18 protein-coding genes and 1 pseudogene are annotated in these 21,614 nt (G+C 47.3%); 9 read left to right on the forward strand and 10 right to left on the reverse strand.

Annotation, left to right across the window (positions count from 1 at the left end; all coding sequences use genetic code 11):
- Window positions 1-275, forward strand: a pseudogene (locus L4C42_RS16120) (IS4 family transposase); the annotation flags it as partial.
- A 63-nt stretch (window positions 276-338) separates the two neighbouring features.
- Here L4C42_RS16120 and L4C42_RS16125 read toward each other — a convergent pair.
- On the reverse strand, window positions 339-1,925 hold the full coding sequence (locus L4C42_RS16125) for an AbgT family transporter (protein WP_353497998.1): 1,587 nt from the start codon (window positions 1,923-1,925) through the stop codon (window positions 339-341).
- Window positions 1,926-2,292: 367 nt separating this feature from the next.
- On the opposite strand from L4C42_RS16125, the gene tsaA reads away from it, so the two are divergent.
- From tsaA to L4C42_RS16140, 3 genes are all read left to right on the forward strand, one after another.
- Window positions 2,293-2,991: a tRNA (N6-threonylcarbamoyladenosine(37)-N6)-methyltransferase TrmO gene (tsaA, locus tag L4C42_RS16130; protein WP_353497997.1), complete on the forward strand. Its 699-nt coding sequence runs from the start codon at window positions 2,293-2,295 to the stop codon at window positions 2,989-2,991.
- Window positions 2,992-3,140: 149 nt separating this feature from the next.
- On the forward strand, window positions 3,141-4,856 hold the full coding sequence (locus tag L4C42_RS16135) for a proline--tRNA ligase (protein ID WP_418641701.1): 1,716 nt from the start codon (window positions 3,141-3,143) through the stop codon (window positions 4,854-4,856).
- A 112-nt stretch (window positions 4,857-4,968) separates the two neighbouring features.
- Entirely contained in the window at window positions 4,969-5,640 is a 672-nt protein-coding gene (locus L4C42_RS16140) for a tellurite resistance TerB family protein (RefSeq protein ID WP_353497995.1), read from the forward strand.
- Window positions 5,641-5,706: 66 nt separating this feature from the next.
- Here L4C42_RS16140 and L4C42_RS16145 read toward each other — a convergent pair whose 3' ends face one another.
- Both L4C42_RS16145 and purL read right to left on the reverse strand, forming a co-directional pair.
- Window positions 5,707-5,979 carry a DUF3622 domain-containing protein gene (locus L4C42_RS16145; protein ID WP_353497994.1) on the reverse strand — a complete coding sequence of 91 codons (273 nt, stop codon included), beginning with the start codon at window positions 5,977-5,979 and terminating at the stop codon, window positions 5,707-5,709.
- Between the two features lie 193 nt (window positions 5,980-6,172).
- Window positions 6,173-10,072, reverse strand: coding sequence for a phosphoribosylformylglycinamidine synthase (purL, locus tag L4C42_RS16150; protein WP_429761238.1), 3,900 nt, complete (start codon window positions 10,070-10,072; stop codon window positions 6,173-6,175).
- Window positions 10,073-10,368: 296 nt separating this feature from the next.
- On the opposite strand from purL, the gene mltF reads away from it, so the two are divergent.
- Entirely contained in the window at window positions 10,369-11,943 is a 1,575-nt protein-coding gene (mltF, locus tag L4C42_RS16155) for a membrane-bound lytic murein transglycosylase MltF (RefSeq protein WP_429761240.1), read from the forward strand.
- A 338-nt stretch (window positions 11,944-12,281) separates the two neighbouring features.
- Entirely contained in the window at window positions 12,282-12,419 is a 138-nt protein-coding gene (locus L4C42_RS16160) for a hypothetical protein (RefSeq protein ID WP_156110205.1), read from the forward strand.
- An 80-nt stretch (window positions 12,420-12,499) separates the two neighbouring features.
- Here L4C42_RS16160 and tadA read toward each other — a convergent pair whose 3' ends face one another.
- Together tadA and L4C42_RS16170 are read right to left on the reverse strand one after the other, a co-directional pair.
- Entirely contained in the window at window positions 12,500-13,075 is a 576-nt protein-coding gene (tadA, locus tag L4C42_RS16165; protein ID WP_429761242.1) for a tRNA adenosine(34) deaminase TadA, read from the reverse strand.
- Window positions 13,076-13,082: 7 nt separating this feature from the next.
- Entirely contained in the window at window positions 13,083-13,952 is an 870-nt protein-coding gene (locus L4C42_RS16170; protein WP_418641703.1) for a LysR family transcriptional regulator, read from the reverse strand.
- Window positions 13,953-14,150: 198 nt separating this feature from the next.
- On the opposite strand from L4C42_RS16170, the gene L4C42_RS16175 reads away from it, so the two are divergent.
- On the forward strand, window positions 14,151-15,275 hold the full coding sequence (locus L4C42_RS16175; protein ID WP_112461206.1) for an S-(hydroxymethyl)glutathione dehydrogenase/class III alcohol dehydrogenase: 1,125 nt from the start codon (window positions 14,151-14,153) through the stop codon (window positions 15,273-15,275).
- Between the two features lie 54 nt (window positions 15,276-15,329).
- Window positions 15,330-16,175, forward strand: a complete 846-nt coding sequence (gene fghA, locus L4C42_RS16180; protein WP_429761245.1) for an S-formylglutathione hydrolase — start codon at window positions 15,330-15,332, stop codon at window positions 16,173-16,175.
- Between the two features lie 95 nt (window positions 16,176-16,270).
- Here the strand turns inward: fghA and L4C42_RS16185 are convergent, their stop codons facing one another.
- From L4C42_RS16185 to L4C42_RS16205, 5 genes are all read right to left on the reverse strand, one after another.
- The gene (locus L4C42_RS16185) at window positions 16,271-17,830 is read right to left on the reverse strand and encodes an AbgT family transporter (RefSeq protein WP_338163660.1); all 1,560 of its coding nucleotides are present in this window, start codon (window positions 17,828-17,830) and stop codon (window positions 16,271-16,273) included.
- Window positions 17,831-18,232: 402 nt separating this feature from the next.
- Window positions 18,233-18,643, reverse strand: a complete 411-nt coding sequence (locus L4C42_RS16190) for a type IV pilus modification PilV family protein (protein WP_429761247.1) — start codon at window positions 18,641-18,643, stop codon at window positions 18,233-18,235.
- Entirely contained in the window at window positions 18,633-19,907 is a 1,275-nt protein-coding gene (locus L4C42_RS16195; protein WP_429761249.1) for a hypothetical protein, read from the reverse strand. The genes L4C42_RS16190 and L4C42_RS16195 overlap by 11 nt, the downstream gene beginning before the upstream one ends.
- The gene (locus L4C42_RS16200; protein ID WP_429761251.1) at window positions 19,904-20,530 is read right to left on the reverse strand and encodes a PilW family protein; all 627 of its coding nucleotides are present in this window, start codon (window positions 20,528-20,530) and stop codon (window positions 19,904-19,906) included. Before L4C42_RS16200 ends, L4C42_RS16195 begins: the two co-directional genes overlap by 4 nt.
- Window position 20,531: 1 nt before the next feature.
- Window positions 20,532-21,044, reverse strand: coding sequence for a GspH/FimT family pseudopilin (locus tag L4C42_RS16205; protein WP_429761253.1), 513 nt, complete (start codon window positions 21,042-21,044; stop codon window positions 20,532-20,534).
- A gap of 114 nt (window positions 21,045-21,158) precedes the next feature.
- On the opposite strand from L4C42_RS16205, the gene L4C42_RS16210 reads away from it, so the two are divergent.
- Window positions 21,159-21,575 carry a type IV pilin protein gene (locus tag L4C42_RS16210; protein WP_429761255.1) on the forward strand — a complete coding sequence of 139 codons (417 nt, stop codon included), beginning with the start codon at window positions 21,159-21,161 and terminating at the stop codon, window positions 21,573-21,575.
- Window positions 21,576-21,614 lie beyond the last annotated feature (39 nt).

Raw genomic sequence — 21,614 nt, forward strand, 5'->3', positions numbered from 1 at the left:
CCTATAACTTACTTCGGTTCTTAATGTGCCAAATGGCCTACGACCAAAACAAGGTAATGCCTTACCAGATAGGCTTTAAACAAGCTTCGTTGTTCTTAATAGGACAGTTACAACTCCTTCCTGCCGTCGCACCTGGAAGAATCCCGGAGGTGATGAACTATATCCTAGATATGGCTGAGAGTTTTACGTTGCCAGAAAGGCGAGATAGGAGCTATCCAAGAGCGGTAAAAAGAAGGCCCAGTCGCTATGCGACTAGGCCTTCTAAAAGGTGTTAGCTTCTTAACTTACAAGCATTACCCTATTGGGAGCATTTTTCATATCGATAATTGAGCTTTCGCTTAAGGCGTGTAGTACGTTGCCGCACCAGGGCCTACTGGTAGACCTAGAAGGAATACCCATACGTAGAACAAGATACTCCAGCCTACGATAAAGCAGATTGAGTAAGGCAGCATGGTCGCGATCAGCGTACCAATGCCTAGGTTTTTCATATAGCGAGTCGCTACCGCAAGGATAAGACCAAAGTAGCTCATCATTGGCGTAATGATATTAGTCGTCGAGTCACCGATACGGTAAGCCGCCTGAATGGTCTCAGGAGCGTAACCGACTAACATTAGCATAGGCACGAAGATAGGAGCCGTTACTGCCCACTGCGCCGATGCAGAGCCAATCATCAGGTTGATGAAGCCACACATTAGGATAAATGCGAAGAACAGTGCAGGACCTGTTAGACCAATAGTCTGTAGGAAGTCTGCGCCCGCTACTGCGAATACTTGACCAAAGTTCGTCCACTTAAAGAAGGCAACAAATTGCGCAGCGAAGAACACCAACACAATGTACATGCCCATCGAAGACATAGACTTAGACATAGCATCAATGACATCACGGTCATTCTTCATAGAGCCCGTTACTTTACCGTAAATAAAGCCAGGGATTGCGAAGAATACAAAGATGAAGGCTACGATACTCTTAAGGAATGGAGAGCCTGCAACTTGACCGTCAGCCGTACGAAGTACGCCGTTTTCTGGAACAACTGTCGATGCGATAATTGCGCTCACTACTAGAACCGCAATACCCGCCATTTTTAGGCCTTTCTTCTCAACCGCAGTCAAAGAGCCCATGCTGTCGTTAGACAAATCTTCTGAGGCTTCTTCATCGTTGTATTTACCAAGTTTTGGCTCAACGATTTTCTCAGTAACGAATGCACCTGTAATCGCAATGAAGAACGTAGAGATGAACATGAAGTACCAGTTCGACTCTGGACCAACTGTATAGGTTGGATCGATCATTTGCGCAGCTGTTTCAGTGATACCTGAAAGCAGTGGGTCTACCGTACCGATAAGTAGGTTCGCAGAATAACCACCCGATACACCAGCAAACGCAGCAGCAAGACCGGCGAGAGGGTGACGTCCTAAAGAGTGGAACAGCATCGCTGCCAACGGAATAAGTACGACGTAACCAAGCTCTGAAGCTGTGTTAGAAATGATACCAGCAAATACGACTGTCACCGTTACCATGCGCTTAGATGCACCCATAACTAGACCACGCATTGCAGCTGAAAGCATGCCTGAGTGCTCAGCGATCGCTACACCAAGCATCGCAACGAGTACGGTACCAAGTGGTGCGAAGCCTGTGAAGTTTTTCACTAGGTTAGTCACAATTAACTGTAGGCCTTCAGCATTAACAAGGCTCACAACCTCAATCATACCGTTAGCAGCACGACCAGCAGCGCCTTCAGGGCGAGGATCAGCAACGGCAACATCGAAGTAGCCAGCGATGCCAGACATGACAAGAATAGCTAGACAGAAAATTGCAAATAGTGTGATTGGGTGGGGCAATAGGTTCCCCAAGTACTCAACGCCGTCTAGAAAACGGGTAAATAGAGGCTTTTTTGGCTTGTTGTGTTTCATTGTGGCAGATGAACTCATCTGTCCCCTCCTTTTTTATATTGTCCTAGCTGTTAACAAAGTTCTTTAGTTCAGATGACACTCATCGGTCTTATTTCTGACAACTTTGTAAAAAGCAGGCGCAGGGTACGTGAGCGAGCTCAATAATAAAAGCCTAAAATGTTGCCAATTGTAAATTCAGTGCAATTTTCAACCATTATGTTAGCAACTATACAATGACTTATATTGATCTAAATATAAAATAAACTATAACATTCCTGTGACATATTCATCTTTTCACTCTTATGACAGGGAATTAGCTCTAAAAAAACCTCAACATATCGAGATTGAAAAAAAACCGTGCGTCTGAAATGATGGATATTGAATTATGTGAACCAGGACTCAGTCGATGAGCTACTCTCTGCACCCTATTGGTACCATTCATTCCCCCTATAAAGAGAAGTTTGCCGTCCCTAGGCAACCCAGATTAGTGCCAAGTGCCACGGCCTCAATTGCCTTACAGGGAGACATTAATTGTCTAGAAGCCGTTCGCGGTCTCGATCAATTCTCACATCTATGGCTGTTATTTCTGTTTGACCAAAACCTAGAAGCGGGCTGGAAACCAACGGTAAGACCTCCACGCTTAGGTGGCAATGAACGCATTGGCGTGCTTGCTAGCCGCGCCACATTTAGACCAAATGGTATTGGGATGTCTGCGGTTGAATTTCGAGGGGTAAGGCAGAAAGGTCAACAAGTGTTTATCGATGTCGGTAGCGTCGATTTGGTCGATGGTACCCCTATTATTGATATCAAACCCTATATCCCCTACTCCGATTCCATCACTTATGCTAAAGGGGGGTACGCAGAATCCGAGCCGGAAGCAACCGAGGTGACATTCTCACCCTCTGCAGTTGAGGTTCTATCGAAGGCACCAGAGGGCCAGCATAAGCAACAAATCATCCGCGAAGTATTGGCGCAAGACCCAAGGCCTGCCTATAAAAAAGGTAAGATCGATGACAAAGAATATGGCGTAAGACTGTTCGATTGGAACGTAAAGTTTAAAGCCAATAGCGATCACATTGACGTCACCACCATTGAGACTCTCTAAACGCCTGATTCTAGGTGTTTATTGATGAGACCTTTTTGCTAGCAAAGTCATTTGGTAGAAAGGCATTTGGCTGATATCATAGACGGCTTAACTCAATTTGGGCACCTCTGCCCAGATTTACTATCAACATGATGAACGGATACCCATAAATGCGTACCAGTAACTATCTTCTTTCTACTCTGAAGGAGACACCAAACGACGCAGAAGTTGTAAGTCACCAGCTAATGCTGCGTGCAGGTATGATTCGTAAACTAGCTTCAGGTCTATACACTTGGCTACCAACGGGTCTACGTGTTCTGCGTAAAGTCGAAAACATCGTTCGCCAAGAGATCGATAATGCAGGTGCAGTTGAGACTTTGATGCCCGTAGTGCAGCCGTTTGAACTATGGGAAGAGACAGGCCGATCTGAAAAGATGGGTGATGAACTACTTCGCTTCACTGACCGTCATGAGCGTCCGTTTGTACTTAGCCCAACAGCAGAAGAAGTGATCACTAGCCTTGTGCGTAACGAAGTCAACTCGTACAAGCAGCTACCACTGAACCTGTACCAAATCCAAACTAAATTCCGAGATGAGCGCCGCCCACGTTTTGGCGTGATGCGCGCACGTGAATTCTCTATGATGGATGCGTACAGCTTCGACATCGACAAAGAAGGCTTAGAGAAGTCTTACGAAGCGATGCACGACGCCTACTGCAAAGCGTTTGACCGCATGGGTCTAAATTACCGTCCAGTGCTCGCTGATACCGGTGCTATCGGTGGTAACGGCTCACACGAATTCCACGTACTGGCTGAAAGTGGTGAAGACCTTATCGCCTTCTCTTCTGAGTCTGACTACGCGGCAAATATCGAAAAAGCAGAAGCATTAGCACCTGCAGAAGAGCTAGCCGCTCCAACTATCGATATGACAATGGTAGATACGCCGAATGCGAAAACCATTGCTGAGCTTGTAGAGCAGTTCGACCTGCCAATCGAGAAAACAGTGAAAACGCTGTTTGTTAAAGCCTCTGATGAAATCGAAGCGCCGCTTATCGGCCTTATCATCCGTGGTGACCACGAGCTTAACGAAATCAAAGCTGAGAAAATTGCGGAAGTTGCCTCTCCTCTAGAAATGGCAACAGAAGAAGAAATTCGCGCAGCAATTGGCGCAGGCCCAGGCTCACTAGGCCCAGTTGGTCTTGAACTGCCATTCATCGTAGACTGTTCTGTCGCGGTAATGAACGATTTCGGCGCTGGCGCTAACATTGATGACAAGCACTACTTTGGCATCAACTGGGGTCGTGACGTTGAGCTTGGTAAAGTAGAAGATCTGCGTAACGTCGTAGAAGGCGATCCAAGCCCATGTGGTCAAGGCACTATCCTGCTTAAGCGTGGTATCGAAGTCGGCCATATCTTCCAGCTTGGTAAAAACTACTCTGAGAAGATGAACTGTGGCGTGCTTGGTCCTGACGGTAAGAACGTTATCCTAGAGATGGGTTGTTACGGTATCGGTGTTTCTCGTGTGGTAGCTGCTGCTATCGAACAGAACAATGATAAGTACGGCATCATCTGGCCTGACGCTATCGCCCCATTCCAGGTAGCGATCGTACCGATGAACATGCATAAGTCTGAGCGCGTTAAAGAAGCAGCAGAGAAGCTATACGCAGAACTGACTGCAGCTGGTATCGAAGTGCTATTTGACGATCGTAAAGAGCGCCCAGGTGTCATGTTCTCTGACATGGAGCTTGTTGGTGTTCCTCATACTGTGGTTATTGGTGACCGCAGCATGGACGAAGGTAACTTCGAATACAAGAACCGCCGCACTGGTGACAAAACGCCAATTGCTATCGACGATATCGTGGCTCACGTGAAAGCTCAGCTAGCTTAATCGTTACCCAGATTATCCTAAAGGCCGCTATGCGGCCTTTTTTATTGCCTTCATACTCTGTTCATGTTCGCTTTCTTATGATGGTGGAATACCACCTGACTAGGAGTAATAGATGAACCTAAAATCACTGCTTAACCAAGCCCTTAATTCAGATATCGTCAATCAAACCACCCAGAAAGCGAGCCAGTCCTCGTCAAGCATCGGCCAAGCTCTCGGTGATAAGAAAACCCTTGGCGCTCTTGGTGCTGGAGCGGTAGGCGGAGGTTTACTCGGTATGCTTGTGGGCTCTAAGAAAACCAAAAAAATGGGCAAAACCGCACTAGGTGTTGGTGGCGCTGCAGCATTAGGTGCACTCGCTTACAAGCTATACAACGACTACAACAAAGGGGAGTCCAACCCTTCTAGTTCACCGCAAACTCCAGCTAACTTTACCCAAACCTCGCAACACGATGAATCGGTGCTCAAAGCGATGATCGCAGCGGCCAAGGCAGATGGACATATTGACGAGCAAGAGATGGCTAAGATCGAACAAGCACTCACCCAAATCGATGCTGACGCATCAGTGCAACAGTTGATTCAAGCGGAGATAGCGAAACCTCTCGATCCTTCAGAAATCGCGCGATTGGCCGTATCACCAGAACACGCAACCGAAATATACCTAGCCAGCCTATTAGTAGCCGATGAGCAAAACTTTATGGAAAAGGCCTATTTGAAAGAGTTGGCAACCCAGCTTGGGTTAGAGGGTGGTTTGGTTGAGCAACTGAACGCTCAGGTAAGTCAGTAGATTGAATTGAGAATGACAATGCGTTCCTAGGGGCATCCCTAGGAACCACCATCAGAGCAAAAAGGATTACTCTTCGCTATCTGCTGCAGCTTCGGCTTTCGCAGCTGCTTCTGCTTTCGCTGCGCGAGTTTCTGCTTTACGCTCATTGCGCTTTGCTTGGTTTTCAATAAAACCAGCGAGCTCTTTATCCGCCCACGCTTGAGCCAACTCTTGGCTCTCAAAGCCCATCTCGCGCTTAGACACAACCGTGCGACGAGAAGTTACTTGACGCATGATCTCTGCAGACCAGCCGTTACGCTTTTCCGTTAGACGGATAGTAAATTTTTTATTTTCAGACATTTATGTATTTCCTAAAGACTTTGTTAAGGGATATTCCAGCAATGTAATACTGACCATCCCTAAGCCAGCGCGGTATTAGAACACAAATCCAGCGCTGACGCTCAGAGTTTTTATAGAAAAAGTCCCCAGTGTTTCCACTGAGGACTTCATTAACTATTTGGCTGTAACATTTGAGGCAATCACCTCAGATCGATTACTTACCTACGTTCACGCGAGCGTTGCGGAACATACGCATCCAAGCACTATCTTCACCCCAAGATTCAGGAGCCCAAGAGTTCGCAACCGTACGGAATACACGCTCTGGGTGTGGCATCATGATAGTCACACGACCGTCACGAGTCGTTAGACCTGTGATTGCGTTTGGTGAACCGTTCGGGTTGTTTGGATACTGCTGCGTTGGGTTACCGTTGTTATCAATGTAACGTACCGCTACTGTACCTGATGCTTCAATCGCATTTAGGTGGTCATTATCACGAACCTCTACGCGGCCTTCGCCGTGAGAAACTGCGATTGGCATGCGTGAACCTTCCATACCATCGAAGAAGATAGAGTCAGACTTCTGAACTTCTACTAGGCTAAAGCGAGCTTCAAAGCGCTCAGATTCGTTACGAACGAAGCGTGGCCATAGGTCTGCACCTGGGATCAGCTCTTTTAGGTTCGATAGCATCTGACAGCCGTTACATACACCTAGTGAGAAGGTATCTTCGCGGTGGAAGAAGCTTTGGAACTGGTCACGCGCTTGGTCGTTGAACAGGATAGACTTAGCCCAACCTTCACCCGCACCTAGAACGTCACCGTAAGAGAAGCCACCACAAGCCACAAGACCTTGGTATTCTTCAAGTACTGCTTGTCCTGTCAGGATGTCGCTCATGTGAATGTCCGTCGCTTCAAAGCCAGCACGGTCAAACGCTGCGGCCATTTCAACGTGAGAGTTAACACCTTGCTCACGAAGAATAGCCATCTTAGGTTTAGCGCCCGTCGCAATGTATGGTGCTGCAACGTCTTCTTTAACATCGAAGCTGAGTTTAACGTTTAGGCCTGGGTCAGAGTTGTCTTTCTTCGCTTCGTGCTCTTGGTCTGCACACGCTGAGTTGTCACGCAGTGACTGCATCTTGTGCGTGGTTTCAGCCCAGATAGTACGTAGCTCAATACGAGAACGCTCGATAACAACAGCGTCACCAGAGGTGATAACGAAGTCGTCAGACGCTTCTACGCTGCCGATTACGTGCGAACACGCTTCTAGGCCGTTAGCCGCTAGAACCGCTGTCACTGCTTCTAGGTCATCATTCTTAACCTGAACAACCGCACCTAGCTCTTCGTTAAATAGTGCTGCTAGTACGTCCTCACCTAGATCCGCGATATCAGCTTTCACGCCACAGTGACCAGCAAATGCCATCTCAGCAAGGGTTACGAATAGACCGCCATCGCCTTTATCGTGGTAAGCCACTAGCTTATCATCACGAACAAGCGTTTGCATCGCATCGAAGAAGCCTTTTAGCTGCTCTGCGTTGTCTACGTCTGCTGGCTTATCACCAAGCTGCTTGTAAACCTGTGCCAATGCCGTTGCGCCTAGACGGTTTTTACCGTTACCAAGATCAACAAGAACAAGTGATGAGTCACCTTTGTCAGTGCGAAGCTGCGGCGTTACCGTCTTACGAACATCGTTCACACGACCAAATGCAGTGATAACCAGTGAAAGTGGAGACGTCACTTCTTTGTCTTCACCGTTCTCGTTCCACTTGGTCTTCATCGACATTGAGTCTTTACCTACTGGAATCGTTAGACCCAGTGCAGGACATAGCTCTTCACCTACCGCTTTCACCGCTTCGTAAAGACCTGCGTCTTCACCAGGGTGGCCTGCTGGAGACATCCAGTTGGCTGATAGCTTGATACGCTTAATATCGCCGATGTCTGTCGCTGCGATGTTAGTCAGAGACTCACCTACCGCTAGACGAGCAGAAGCGCCGAAGTCTAGTAGAGCGACAGGTGTGCGCTCACCCATAGACATGGCTTCACCGTGGTAAGTATCGTAGCTCGCTGCGGTTACTGCGCAGTTTGCTACCGGTACCTGCCAAGGACCAACCATCTGGTCACGAGCAACCAGACCCGTTACCGTGCGATCACCAATGGTGATAAGGAATGTTTTTTCTGCAACGGTTGGTAGACGAAGAACGCGGTCAACCGCATCGTTCATTTCAATGCCTTCGCGAGAGATCGCAGGGCTGTCTACTTTCAGTGTTTTCGCATCACGATGCATCTTCGGCGTTTTGCCTAGAAGGATGTCCATCGGCATGTCGATTGGCGTGTTGTCGAAGTGTGAATCTTCAAGCTTAAGTTCACGCTCTTCTGTTGCAACACCCACTACAGCGTAGGGTGCGCGCTCACGCTTACAGATAGCATCAAATGCTGCCATGTTCTCTGGCGCTACTGCCATGACATAACGTTCTTGAGATTCGTTACACCAAATCTCAAGTGGGCTCATGCCAGGCTCATCATTTGGTACGTCACGCAGTTGGAAGATACCGCCGCGCTCACCATCATCAACAAGCTCAGGAAGTGCGTTTGAGATACCGCCCGCGCCCACATCGTGAATAAATGCGATTGGGTTATCTTCACCTAGCTGCCAGCAGCGGTCGATCACTTCTTGACAGCGACGTTCCATCTCTGGGTTTTCACGCTGTACTGAGGCAAAGTCTAGGTCTTCAGCAGACTGACCAGACGCCATAGAAGAGGCTGCACCGCCGCCAAGACCGATGTTCATCGCAGGACCGCCAAGTACGATTAGGCTTGCACCTACTGGGATCTCTTTCTTCTGAACGTGCTCGTCACGGATGTTACCCATACCACCAGCAATCATGATTGGCTTGTGGTAACCACGTACTTCTTCACCTGCGTGAGACGTTACCTTCTCTTCATAGGTACGGAAGTAACCAAGTAGGTTTGGACGACCAAATTCGTTGTTAAACGCCGCGCCACCTAGTGGACCTTCTAGCATGATATCCAGTGCGTTAACAATACGACCTGGCTTACCAAAGTCAGTTTCCCAAGGCTGCTCGAAGCCAGGAATACGAAGGTTAGAAGTCGTAAAGCCTACAAGACCTGCTTTTGGCTTACCGCCAATACCTGTTGCGCCTTCGTCACGGATTTCACCACCGCTACCTGTCGATGCACCTGGCCATGGAGAAATCGCTGTTGGGTGGTTGTGTGTTTCCACCTTCATTAGGATGTGCGCTTTCTCGTGGTTGTAGCCGTATTGACGAGTCTTTGGATCTGGGAAGAAACGACCCACTTCAGAACCTTCCATAACCGCTGCATTATCTTTGTATGCAGACAGAACGTGCTCTGGTGTCGTTTCGAATGTGTTTTTGATCATCTTGAACAGCGACTTGTCTTGCTTCACGCCGTCGATAGTCCAATCTGCGTTGAAAATCTTGTGACGACAGTGCTCAGAGTTCGCCTGTGCAAACATCATCAATTCGATGTCTGTTGGGTTGCGCTCTAGCTTAGTAACAAAGCTTTCAAGTAGGTAATCAATTTCATCTTCTGCAAGTGCAAGACCTAGCGTCACGTTCGCGTCTTCTAGTGCTTTGCGACCACCTGTTAGTAGATCAACATCTGCAACTGGTGCTGGCTCTGCTACTTGAAACAGCGCTGCTGCTGATTCGAAATCAGAGAAAACCACTTCCATCATACGGTCGTGGATAACCGCTTTAAGCTCAACAAGTTGAAGCTCAGTCAGTTCGCTTGATGTCTCTACATAGTATGCCGTACCACGTTCTAGACGAGTCACTTTGTCTAGACCACAGTTATTCGCGATATCCGTAGATTTAGAAGACCATGGCGAGATAGTACCTGGGCGAGGTGTCACTAGTAGCAGTGTGCCCGTTGGCTCGTGCTCTTCGATAGTTGGACCATAAGTCAGCAACTTCTCTAATTTTTCAACTTCAGACGCATCCAGGTCTGCCGTTAGGTCGGCAAAGTGGGCAAACTCAGCGTAAATACCTGTTACTGGTAGGTTTAGTTCACGACAAAGCTCTAGTAGCTTGTTAACACGAAACTCAGAAAGAGCTGGGGAACCACGCAAAATTCTCATGTGCTTAGGTCTCTTATGCAGTTGATTTAGGTGAAATTCTTATAAATTCAATCAGTTAATAGTAAAAACTGAACTTATAACGATTTCTCCTACCTTGATGCGGCGGTATTATAGAGGATTTTTTTTTGTGACGTAAGCGTTGGCGCAAACGTTTTCGTCATTTTTTTTGCTTTTGCCGAAATACCATAGAGATTGATGATAAAGTGACCACTCTCGGGTGTTTCTGCTATCTCGCTTTGCCAACACGCACAGCTTTGGTATAAAGGCAGCACTAACGTTGTGAGATCTATGAATTAATGCAAAGTCCATCTGTTGTTCGTTGGCCTAACCGCCGCTGGTTAAAATTGCTGTCTGCCTGTCTGCTCACTATTGGCTTGGCCGGCTGTCAAATCGATTCTGATCCAAAGAGTGAATTGGAAAACATCAAAGAGCGCGGTGTACTTCGTGTCGGTACTCTCAATAACCAGCTCTCCTACTACATCGGCCCCGACGGTCCAACCGGACTGGATTACGAGCTTGCAAGACAATTTGCCGATGCGTTGGGCGTGAAGCTAGAAATGAAACCCGCCTTTCGCCAAGCGAGCCTATTTCCTGCTTTGCAAAAGGGCGAGATTGATATCATCGCTGCCGGCCTAAGTCAGTCGCCAGAGCGTATTCAGAGTTTTCGAGCAGGCCCTGCTTACTACTATGTCAGCCAACAAGTGGTGTATAAAAAAGGTCAGTGGCGTCCACGCAACCTAGAGCAGTTGCTGAATACTCAACAAGAGCTGATTGATAAAGCCGATGGCGAAGAGGTGTTTGCCATTGTCAAAGACTCACATTTCGAAAAAACCTTAGCCACGGTAGCCAGCCAGCATCCAGATATTCGCTACTACGTCGATGCCAATGCAGACGTCAATGATCTGCTTAAGCAAGTGTCAGAAGGTAAACTGCGCTTTACTATGGCGGATTCGGTTGAGCTATCGCTATCACAACGTATCTATCCTGATTTGGCGCTCGCTTTCGAGATGACCGAAGACCAACCGATTTCTTGGTATATGCGCCAATCAGAAGATGAGAGCTTATATGCCCTGCTCATTGAGTTCTTCGGCCAGCTTAAACAAACTGGCGAGCTGGCTAATTTAGAAGAGAAGTATATCGGTCACATTGGTGTATTTGATTACGTCGATACACGCGCTTTCATTCGCGCTCTCGACAACAAACTACCTAAATGGTCACCGCTGTTTAAGAAGTACTCTAAAGAATTTGACTGGCGTTTGATTGCGGCATTGGCCTACCAAGAGTCGCACTGGAATCCAATTGCCAAGTCGCCTACTGGAGTACGCGGTATGATGATGCTGACGCTGCCAACCGCAAAAAGCGTCAATGTCACCAATCGTCTGGATCCAGAGCAGTCTGTCCGTGGCGGTGTTGAGTACTTAAGACGTATCGTTGACCGCGTGCCGGACTCCATCACTGAACACGAAAAGATCTGGTTTGCACTGGCGTCTTACAATGTTGGCTTTGGTCATATGATGGATGCAAGACGCCTGACCAAACGTCAAGGTGGCGACCCGGATGCTTGGGCGGATGTGAAAGATCGCCTGCCACTGCTGCGTCAGAAGAAATTCTACAGTCAAACACGCTATGGCTATGCGCGTGGCGATGAAGCGCGTAACTACGTTGAAAACATCCGTCGCTACTATCAAAGTATCATTGGCCATGTGGACAAACAGCTTGCCGAACAAGCAGAGCAAGAATTGACGACCGACGGACTGATTGTGATACCGCCACTGCCTCCTGTATCAGGTGCAGTCTCTGCTTCGGACTCCACGTTAAGTGGTGCCGAGACCTTAGTAAAACCCAATGTAGGTGGTAATACGGGTCGCTAACTATTGAGAGTTTCTATACCCGTGTCAATGTGTGCGAAACAAACTGCTTTCGCACACTTGAAATCCGACCAGCAAGGCCGTACATTACTGTTTGAGAGCAGCGAGAACATCGTACTGATACCTCGTTTTAATCCATTGTTCTGATGCATTATTCGCTCTCACCTGGCAGGTACATCCGTACCAACCAACACTTGCATACGCTTTGACTACTTATCCTATTGAGTGGTAATCGTGTGTTTGGGACTCCGACAACGCTCCACAAATAAGGACATCGAATACGCCCAGTGCGTAGGGATTCAGATCGGAGAGGTTTACCCGTAGTAAAAGGAGGTTGTTTTATGCTGGCGAAGAAACGAAACCAGGCTAAACACCTTAATAAGACGGTGGCCGCAAACCGCCGCAGACGTATGATGGCAAACAATAAGAAGAAAGTTATTTGGCGTCATCGTTCGTTTATGCAGCTACTGTCTTCGTAGAAGAGACGCTGCAAAGCAAAGACAGCAAGCATCTGCCACGCAGATGTTTGCTAAATATCCCCTCACTGCCCTTTCAGTTATCAATCGGTTTTCTTCCCCATCTGCTCCTGCTGTCGTTTTTCTTGCCTCTGTTTCTCTTGCTTAGCCGTTTTGATCTCTTTTCGGCGTCGTTTAAAAAAGGCTTGCAACTGATGACGACACTCTTGCTCAAGTAACCCAGATTCAACATCTGCATAGTGATAGGACGCTTGGCTTTCAAACAAGTTTAATACTGTGCCTGCAGCGCCCGCTTTCAAATCGGGAGCACCGAACACCACTCGTTTTACGCGACTATGTAAAAGCGCGCCAGCACACATTGGGCAGGGCTCTAGAGTGACATACAGCGTAGTATCAAGCAGTCGATAGTTTTCCAACACCTTACCTGCTTTACGTATTACCTGCATTTCTGCGTGAGCACTGGCATCGTGCGCACCTATCGACTGGTTCCAACCTTCCGCTACCACCTCACCGTCTTTAACCAGCAATGCACCAACCGGGACTTCTCCCTCAGTTTCCGCTTGAGAGGCCAACTCCATCGCACGGCGCATAAAGGCATGGTCTTGTTCACTAAACTCGGTAGATGTCGAAATCGCGGGCGGTGTTGGCTTGTCAGTCATGAGGCTCTCAGTTTAATGCTTCAGATAAATAGTCAATCAAGGTTCTTATTTTAGAGGTTAGCATCCGATTTTGCGGATAGAGCGCCCAGATGCCCTCTTGGTCACCTCTATATGGGGTCAACACTTCCACCAGCTCACCCGTTTCTAAATAAGGTTGCACATAATAGTCGGGAAGCTGGACAATTCCCAACCCTTTTAACGCGGCATCGACGAGCGCATAGCCACTATTGCATTGCACTCTGCCATCAACATGGATCAGTCGTTCTGTGCCTTTATCTTCAAAGCGCCAGTATTTGGTTGAACCGCGAAGACACTGGTGTCGTTTAAGCTCAGATAAAGTATGCGGCTCACCATGTTTCGCCAGGTAACTTGGACTTGCGCAAACAAACATGTGCCGGTCGAGCAGCTTACGTGCCATCATGCTCGAATCATCAAGCTTACCCAGACGCACCGCGAGATCGTAACCCTCTTGGACCAGATCCATCTTTTGATTCGACAGCACCAAATCCAGCTCGATTTGCGGATATTGCAGTAAAAACTGATGCATCAGCGGAGCAAGCACCTGCTCACCAAAGGTCACAGGCGCAGTCATCTTAATTCTTCCAGTGGGACTCGCTTGCAGTTGCGTAATGGCTAGCTCAGCCAACATCAAGCCCTCAACTAAGGGTTTACAGTGCTGATAGTACGTCGCCCCCACTTCTGTGACCGAGACTTTTCTGGTGGTGCGCACAAATAGCTTTACTGCGAGTTTATCTTCTAATGCATTAACTCTTCGGCTGATGTTTGCGACCGAGGTCGATAGCCGCTCCGCTGCGGCAGTAAAGCTCTGCGTCTCCACAACCGCAACAAACTCGTTGATGCCTTCCCAGTTTGCCATGAACAAATCCAACTATTACAAAATAGTAATAGTGTATTTCAAAATTACGTAATTATCATTTTTTAAGAAATAAATATACTGCTTGTCATCCGATGTAAACGGGATGAAGTGAACTAACCTTAGTAAGTTAGCCGTTTGTGTTCTTATGTATAGATTCGTGACCTTGAAACCATGACCTTAAAAGAAAAAGGAAAAACCATGACTGAACAATTTATTAAATCACGTGCTGCTGTCGCTTGGGGTCCAAACCAACCACTAAAAATGGAAGAAGTCGATGTCATGCTGCCAAAAGCTGGCGAAGTACTCGTGAAGATCGTTGCAACTGGCGTGTGCCATACTGATGCATTCACTCTATCTGGCGACGATCCAGAGGGCATCTTCCCAAGCATTCTTGGTCACGAAGGTGGCGGTATCGTTGAAATGGTTGGTGAAGGCGTCACAAGCGTTGAAGTCGGCGACCACGTTATCCCGCTATACACAGCTGAATGTGGCGAATGTAAGTTCTGTAAGTCGGGTAAAACTAACCTGTGCCAAGCGGTTCGTGAAACCCAAGGTAAAGGTTTGATGCCAGATGGTACGACTCGTTTCTACAAAGATGGTCAGCCAATTTACCACTACATGGGCTGTTCTACGTTCTCTGAGTACACCGTACTCCCTGAGATTTCACTGGCTAAAGTAAACAAAGAAGCGCCACTTGAAGAAGTGTGTCTACTTGGCTGTGGCGTAACCACCGGTATGGGTGCGGTACTAAACACGGCGAAAGTTGAGAAAGGCGATACCGTCGCTATCTTCGGTCTTGGTGGCATCGGCTTGTCTGCAATTATCGGTGCTCGCATGGCTGGCGCAAGCAAAATCATTGGTGTAGACATCAACGAAAGCAAATTCGAGCTTGCTCAGCAACTTGGTGCAACTGACGTGATTAACCCACAGAAGTTTGATAAGCCAATTCAAGAAGTTATCATCGAGATGACTGACGGTGGTGTTGATTACTCTTTCGAGTGTATTGGTAACGTCAACGTGATGCGTCAAGCACTTGAGTGCTGCCATAAAGGTTGGGGTGAGTCTGTCATCATTGGTGTTGCAGGTGCAGGCCAAGAGATCTCCACTCGTCCATTCCAACTTGTAACTGGCCGCGTATGGCGTGGTAGTGCATTTGGTGGCGTTAAAGGCCGCAGTGAACTTCCAGAGATCGTAAATCGCTACATGGCAGGCGAGTTTGGGCTACAAGAGTTCATCACTCACACTATGCCTCTAGAGAACATCAACGAAGCCTTCGACCTTATGCATAAAGGCGAGAGCATTCGTACCGTAATCCACTACTAAACTCTGACTTAGGGCTCTGGCATACAGAGCCCTATTTTCATTTAGGTTAATAGAATGACAATAGAAAACCTTAGCCAAGCAAAAGTGTTTGGTGGTTGGCACAAGCAATACCAACACAGTTCTAATGTACTCAACTGCTCAATGCGCTTTGCTATTTACTTGCCACCAGAGGCAAGTGCCGACAATCCAGTTCCAGTCCTTTATTGGCTATCTGGTTTAACCTGCACCGATGAGAACTTCATGCAGAAAGCGGGCGCGTTTCGCGCAGCTGCCAAACTTGGTATTGCTATCGTCGCACCGGATACCAGCCCTCGCGGAGAGGAAGTACCTGACGATCCAGAAGGTGCCTACGATTTTGGACTCGGTGCGGGCTTTTATGTCAATGCCACTCAAACACCATGGAATCAGCATTACCAGATGTACAGCTACATCGTTGATGAACTACCAATGCTAATTGAAGAGCATTTTCCAGTCACCAGCGTTCGTTCTATCTCTGGACATAGCATGGGTGGGCACGGCGCACTGACCATTGGTTTGAAGAACAGTGAACGCTACCGCTCTATCTCTGCGTTTAGCCCAATCAGCAATCCGATGAACTGCCCTTGGGGACAAAAAGCGCTTAGCCATTATCTAGGTAACAACACCGAGGATTGGAAACAATACGACAGTGTTGAGCTACTGCAAGCGGCACAAGCCACACTGCCTATCCTGGTCGATCAAGGTGAAGATGACGGCTTCTTGCAAGAGCAGCTCAAACCAGAGTTATTGCTTGCCGCAGCCGAGAGCTCAGGCAGTGATGTGAAACTTCGTACGCAGCCTGGTTACGATCATAGTTACTTCTTTATCCAAAGCTTTATCGATGACCATTTGCGCTTTCACGCTGGATTCTTAAAAGGATAGCGAGTAAAAACAGCGGAAATCTAACTCAGAACCTGAAAACAAAAAGCCCGCCTAGGCAATCTGCCTGGCGGGCTTTTTTAATCTCTTACTTCAACTTACATAGTGTAAGTGTAAGGTGCTTGGATACCTAGTGGGATACCTAGAGCCCAGTAAGCTAGCAAGAAGATAGTCCAACCAATCAGCATTGCGATTGAGAATGGCATCATTAGAGAAGCAAGCGTACCGATACCCGTAGACTTCACGTAGCGTTGGCAGTAAACCACAACCAATGGGAAGAATACCATTAGAGGTGAGATGATGTTCGATACAGAGTCACCAACACGGTAAGCTGCTTGAGATAGCTCAGGAGAGATACCAACCGCCATTAGCATTGGAACTAGGATTGGACCAATCAGTGCCCATTTTGCTGATGCAGAGCCAACCAGTAGGTTCACAAATGCAGTCAGTAGAATCATACCTACGATCGTCGCCTGACCTGGTAGGTTCATCGCTTTCAGACCTTCAGCACCGTAAAGTGCCAGCATAGTACCGATGTTTGACTGACCAAATGCAGATAGGAACTGTGCACAGAAGAACGACATTACGATGTACGCGCCCATTGTTGCCATTGTGTCTGACATCGCTTTGATTACATCGTTGCTAGTCTTGAACGTACCCGCTACACGGCCGTATACGTAGCCTGGAATGATGAACAGGATGAAGATCAATGGAACGATAGACTTCATTAGTGGTGCAGAGAACGCTGTAATTTCACCTTCTGGAGAACGAAGCGCTGATGTCTCTGGAATGATCGCAGCAACAAGCAGTGCAATACCCGCCATCATTGACCAACCTGCCGCGCGGAACGCTTTAGATTCTGTCTCAGTGAACGTACCTAGATCAGGTGCTTCTTCAGCATCTTCATCAACCGGCGTGTTTACTAGACGTGGCTCAATGATTTTCTCAGTCACATACCAACCGATAGCAACGATGATCACAGAAGAAAGACCTGTGAAGAAGATGTTTGCTAGTGGGTTAACAATGTATTCTGGGTCTAGAACCTGTGCAGATGTTTGCGTGAAACCTGCTAGTAGCGGGTCGATACCTGAAGGGATAAAGTTTGCAGAGAAACCACCTGATACACCAGCAAACGCTGCTGCGATACCCGCTAGTGGGTGACGACCCGCCGCGTGGAAGATGATACCACCTAGAGGAATAACCAATACGTAACCTGCATCCGCTGCTGTGTGCGATACGATCGCTACAAGAATCAGCATTGGCGTTAGCAGTTTCGCAGGCGTGAAGTTCAGCATTTTCTTAAGGCCAGTTGTGATGAAGCCTGAAGAGTCAGCGACACCTACACCTAGCATCGCAACCAGTACGATACCCAGTGGCGCAAAGCCTGTGAACGTCGTTACCATGTTAGCAAGGAAGCTTGCTAGTGCTTCACCCGTTAGAAGGTTAGTCACTTCTAGAGGTGTGCCGGTACGTGGGTTAATCAGATCGAAACTGACATTAGACAAAAGTGCTGATGCAACCCAAACAATAACGAGTGCCCAGAAAAACAGGATAGCAGGATCTGGGATCTTGTTACCCGCTTTCTCAATAAAGTTTAAAAAGCGATCCATTCCAGTCGGCTTTGGAGCAGGCGCTTGATTAATCGATTGGTTACTCATGGTAACTCCGTGTGTGTGATGTTGTTATTTGTGAATCTCAAGGCAAGTTTCACTGTGACATAAAATCTGCGACACCATTCTATTTAAAAAAGATGAAAAGAGTAGATAATTCGGAACTTTTTCCATATTTGTAGACTTATTTTGCAAAATACGTCGATTAACATAACATTTAACCAACACTAAAGCGCACAATTGCAAAACAATTATCTAACTAGCACGCAAAATGCCCGATGATATAAAGATAGCTTATAAATTGAACGCAATCTAAAGGGGGAAAGAGATGCAGCGGAGAGAGTCAGGTAAGCCTGTTTCTGCATCATTTTAAAAATCAGGAGATTAACAGCGCATGCGACGCAGTAAAAAAATTAACATGTCTTGCTTGAGTTAGTGACGCTAGGACCGCTAGTCAAACTCACTGTAACGGGAAATCTGGGTTGTCAAAGTCAGACGACGAGACTCGCCAAGTCGGTCGGTCCAATCGACATCCACTTGAACCGTTTTGACATTGCCATCCATGGAAGTGGTAGGAACTTGCCAATTAACAACGTAAGGGGGGTGATTGTCAGAGCCTGCAACGATGTCAGTATCAAAATCAGCGACTGGCATATCTGAAGTTGTACTATCTGCGCCACGGGTGCGAAACCACTCAAGCTTCGCCTCTGCAAGTCCCAGCGCTTGAATGCTGTGATACGCATAATCAGAACGCTGCTCTATGTACGCCTGCATCTTAACCAAACCCAGCGCCCCAACCCCAACTAGGCACATGGCAATCAGGACTTCGACAAGACTAAAACCACGCTGTTTAGAAATCACGCCAAGATCCTTTTTTCCAGGTGAAACTACCTTTGTGGAAAGCTGGGCGGTTACTGTCATCGAAGTTAAGAACCATATCACCGACTAAAGTTGACTTTTTGCCTTTTGCATCAAATATTAACCCCCCGTTTGGAGTGCTTGAGTAATACTGAATACCAACCGTATCTTCTGTGATGTAGTCTTTGTAGACATTTGGAAGGACTGACTTCGCTTTTTCATCCCAAAAAGCTTTAATTCGATCGTTCACCGCTGAATCTTTGGAGTCAACTCGATGATATACAAGACCATTGAATACAAGAGCGCCATTGAAAGCAAACGCTCCATTTTCTATAACCAACATCTGTCCTCGCGTATCGGGCTCGTTCACTGCGCCAGAAACTTCACAATTTCCAACTAACCAAAGGCCACGCTTCTCAGTATTGTTAAAGTGATCACTAATCAATGTGCCGCAATCACTACCTGAGACCTCCCTCCTAACAAACATTTCTGAGTTGCCAGAAATCGTCTCAATATTTTTTTTGTTTCCAGCAATACCAAAGAGTTCTTTGAACAAGTCCATTTTGGGATCGGGTAAGAAATCTTTTGCAAATTCGGGAGAGCCCGCTGGGTTCGATGCATCAATCGATGCCACAGCTTTATCGCCCAACGTGGTAAGATAGTCTTGATGACATTTTTTTTCATTGCTCGAAGGGGATGTCGTGTAGCCATAGTCCAAGGTACTATTTCCTAGTCCGGAGTCGGTTTTAATCTTGATCGAATTGGAAAAGCGTATGCTAGTGCACTCGAACTTATCTTCAGACTCTCCTACAACTTTATTAGGACCCGCACTTGGGGTAATTGTGACAGTCCCTATCATCTCCAAATCGCCACTCACTTGAATAGCACCTTTAGGCTGATTCACACCTTTAAACATTGCTCGAGATAAACTACTTGTATTTGACTTCGCGGTAAGAACATAGTCTGTCTCTTTTTTCACTGTAAGTGAGACGCTCCCTCGATTCGCTATACAACCGGCAGTGAACTCTTCAGGTCGACTTGCCACATCTTCAAGAACATCTATTCCCTCTCCTGAGAATCGAAGATAGCCAAGCGTACACTCCAGTAACCCATCCGCTTTCCAGTAGTTTTTGCGCGACTCCACCTCATTCTGCGCTCGCTTTATCTCATAAAGCGAGGTCTTGTACGCCCCCATAGTTAACGCTAGCGCAACGACGAGAAGCAAGCTTGTGGTCATTAGCGTAATCACACCGTTTTGCTTTCTCATTGGCCGTTCCTTACCATAAAAGCTCGTGTCAATGAGCTAAATACACTGGAATTACCTCTTAACTCCGCATCGATGGTGAGATTGATATATTGATGGGTGGCACTATTAGTCCCTACCGTAATCGCTCCGACAGAGAATTTGGTGACTTTAATAAGATTTGGTTCAAAGTTTGAGGTGCAGCCAGTCTGGGCAGAATAAAGCGTTGACCTAGCGCCACTCTCAACCAATGTTCTAGAGCGACAAATCGACAGTTTCCCAGTGTCTTTATCAAACGCCCAAACGACATTCTCTAGTTTTTTCTTTTCCTTAGGGTTACCTATTTCTCTTCTGTCGTAGTACGCATACTGCGCCACCGCACCACTCTGCGACACATAAATCGTACTGCTGGCTCCAGAAGGTACCCAGCTTTCACTTTCCTCGCCATTATAACCGGCGCGGATCATGTCGTTTTGGATACGGCGCGCCGTTGTCGAAAGAGCTTGATTGAGCAGTAACAGTTGAGAGCGCTCTGAGGCGTGGTTTTGTACCGATATGTACAAAGAACCCACTAGAGAAATTGCCATAATACCGGCCGCTGATGCCACCAGCATTTCAATGATAGAGACTCCTGTTTGCCGCTTCATCTTAGCAGTCCCCCAACCCATACTCGCCACCACTTTGGCATACTTTCACTCGCCCTGATGCGGCGTGACTGACGATCTTGGCAAACTTTTCACTGCGCGGGTAAGGTTTTATAGTGATATTACCACCCACGCGAGCCGCGCCAGTGATATGATCAATCTTGAGTTGTTCACTACTAAAATCCAACTCAATGGTCGCGCCATCAAAAGGCGCACCAGACACGGTAAACAACCGCTTTACGTCACTATCCGTAAGACTGCCCTTATTCGCCACTACTGCTGTCCAACTGCCATCCGATGCGCCTTCAGGCAAGCCCTCAAAATGGATCCACAACGGTTCGTTGCGCAGAATCGCTTCCGCTTGGGTTTGCACAATCACCCCGTAGAGTTCAAGAGCTGCGCGTTCGACTTTGTTTGATTTAGAGACATCAGTAAACGTCGGTGCCATCGCCATAAGGACAATACCCGAGATCACTACTGTGATGATCAATTCCAAAAACGTAAAGCCGCGAACCATTTCCCAAAATCCTATGAAACTGGTAACAAACAAACCTATCTACTTGCGTTAATCCTAGCAGCAGAGAACACTAGAAAAGTCTTTTAAAATAGTCGCTTGGATTGACTTAAAATAATGAAATGCAAACAAGGCGGGAGTAGACAAAGAGGTTTGACGTTGATCGAATTATTGATCACGTTAGCCATACTCGGCATTCTGACTTCCGTTGCCTACCCAAACTACACGCAGCAGGTGCGAGAAAGTCACCGAATGATCGCGCTGGGTGATTTACTGGAAATGCAGTTGGAGCTCGAACGCACTTATAGTAGCGGCTACAACTTTGCATCTGTTATTTCCGGTGGAAGTTGCACTGTGTGTGAATCTCAGGTCAACCGCTATCAATTTGAAGTAGTGAGCAGCGCTGGCGCCGCCTATACCATTAAAGCCATCGCACAAACGATGACCAGCCAGTCTGACGATACCTGCCTTGGGGCGGATAAAACCATGACTTTGACGTCCAATGGTGATGTGACTCCACTGGAATGCTGGTAAAGCTGAGCGTGCAAAATCAGCCTTTAGAAAAGCAATCGG

It is taken from the genome of Vibrio wakamikoensis, assembly GCF_050337275.1.
Lineage (GTDB): Bacteria > Pseudomonadota > Gammaproteobacteria > Enterobacterales > Vibrionaceae > Vibrio > Vibrio chaetopteri.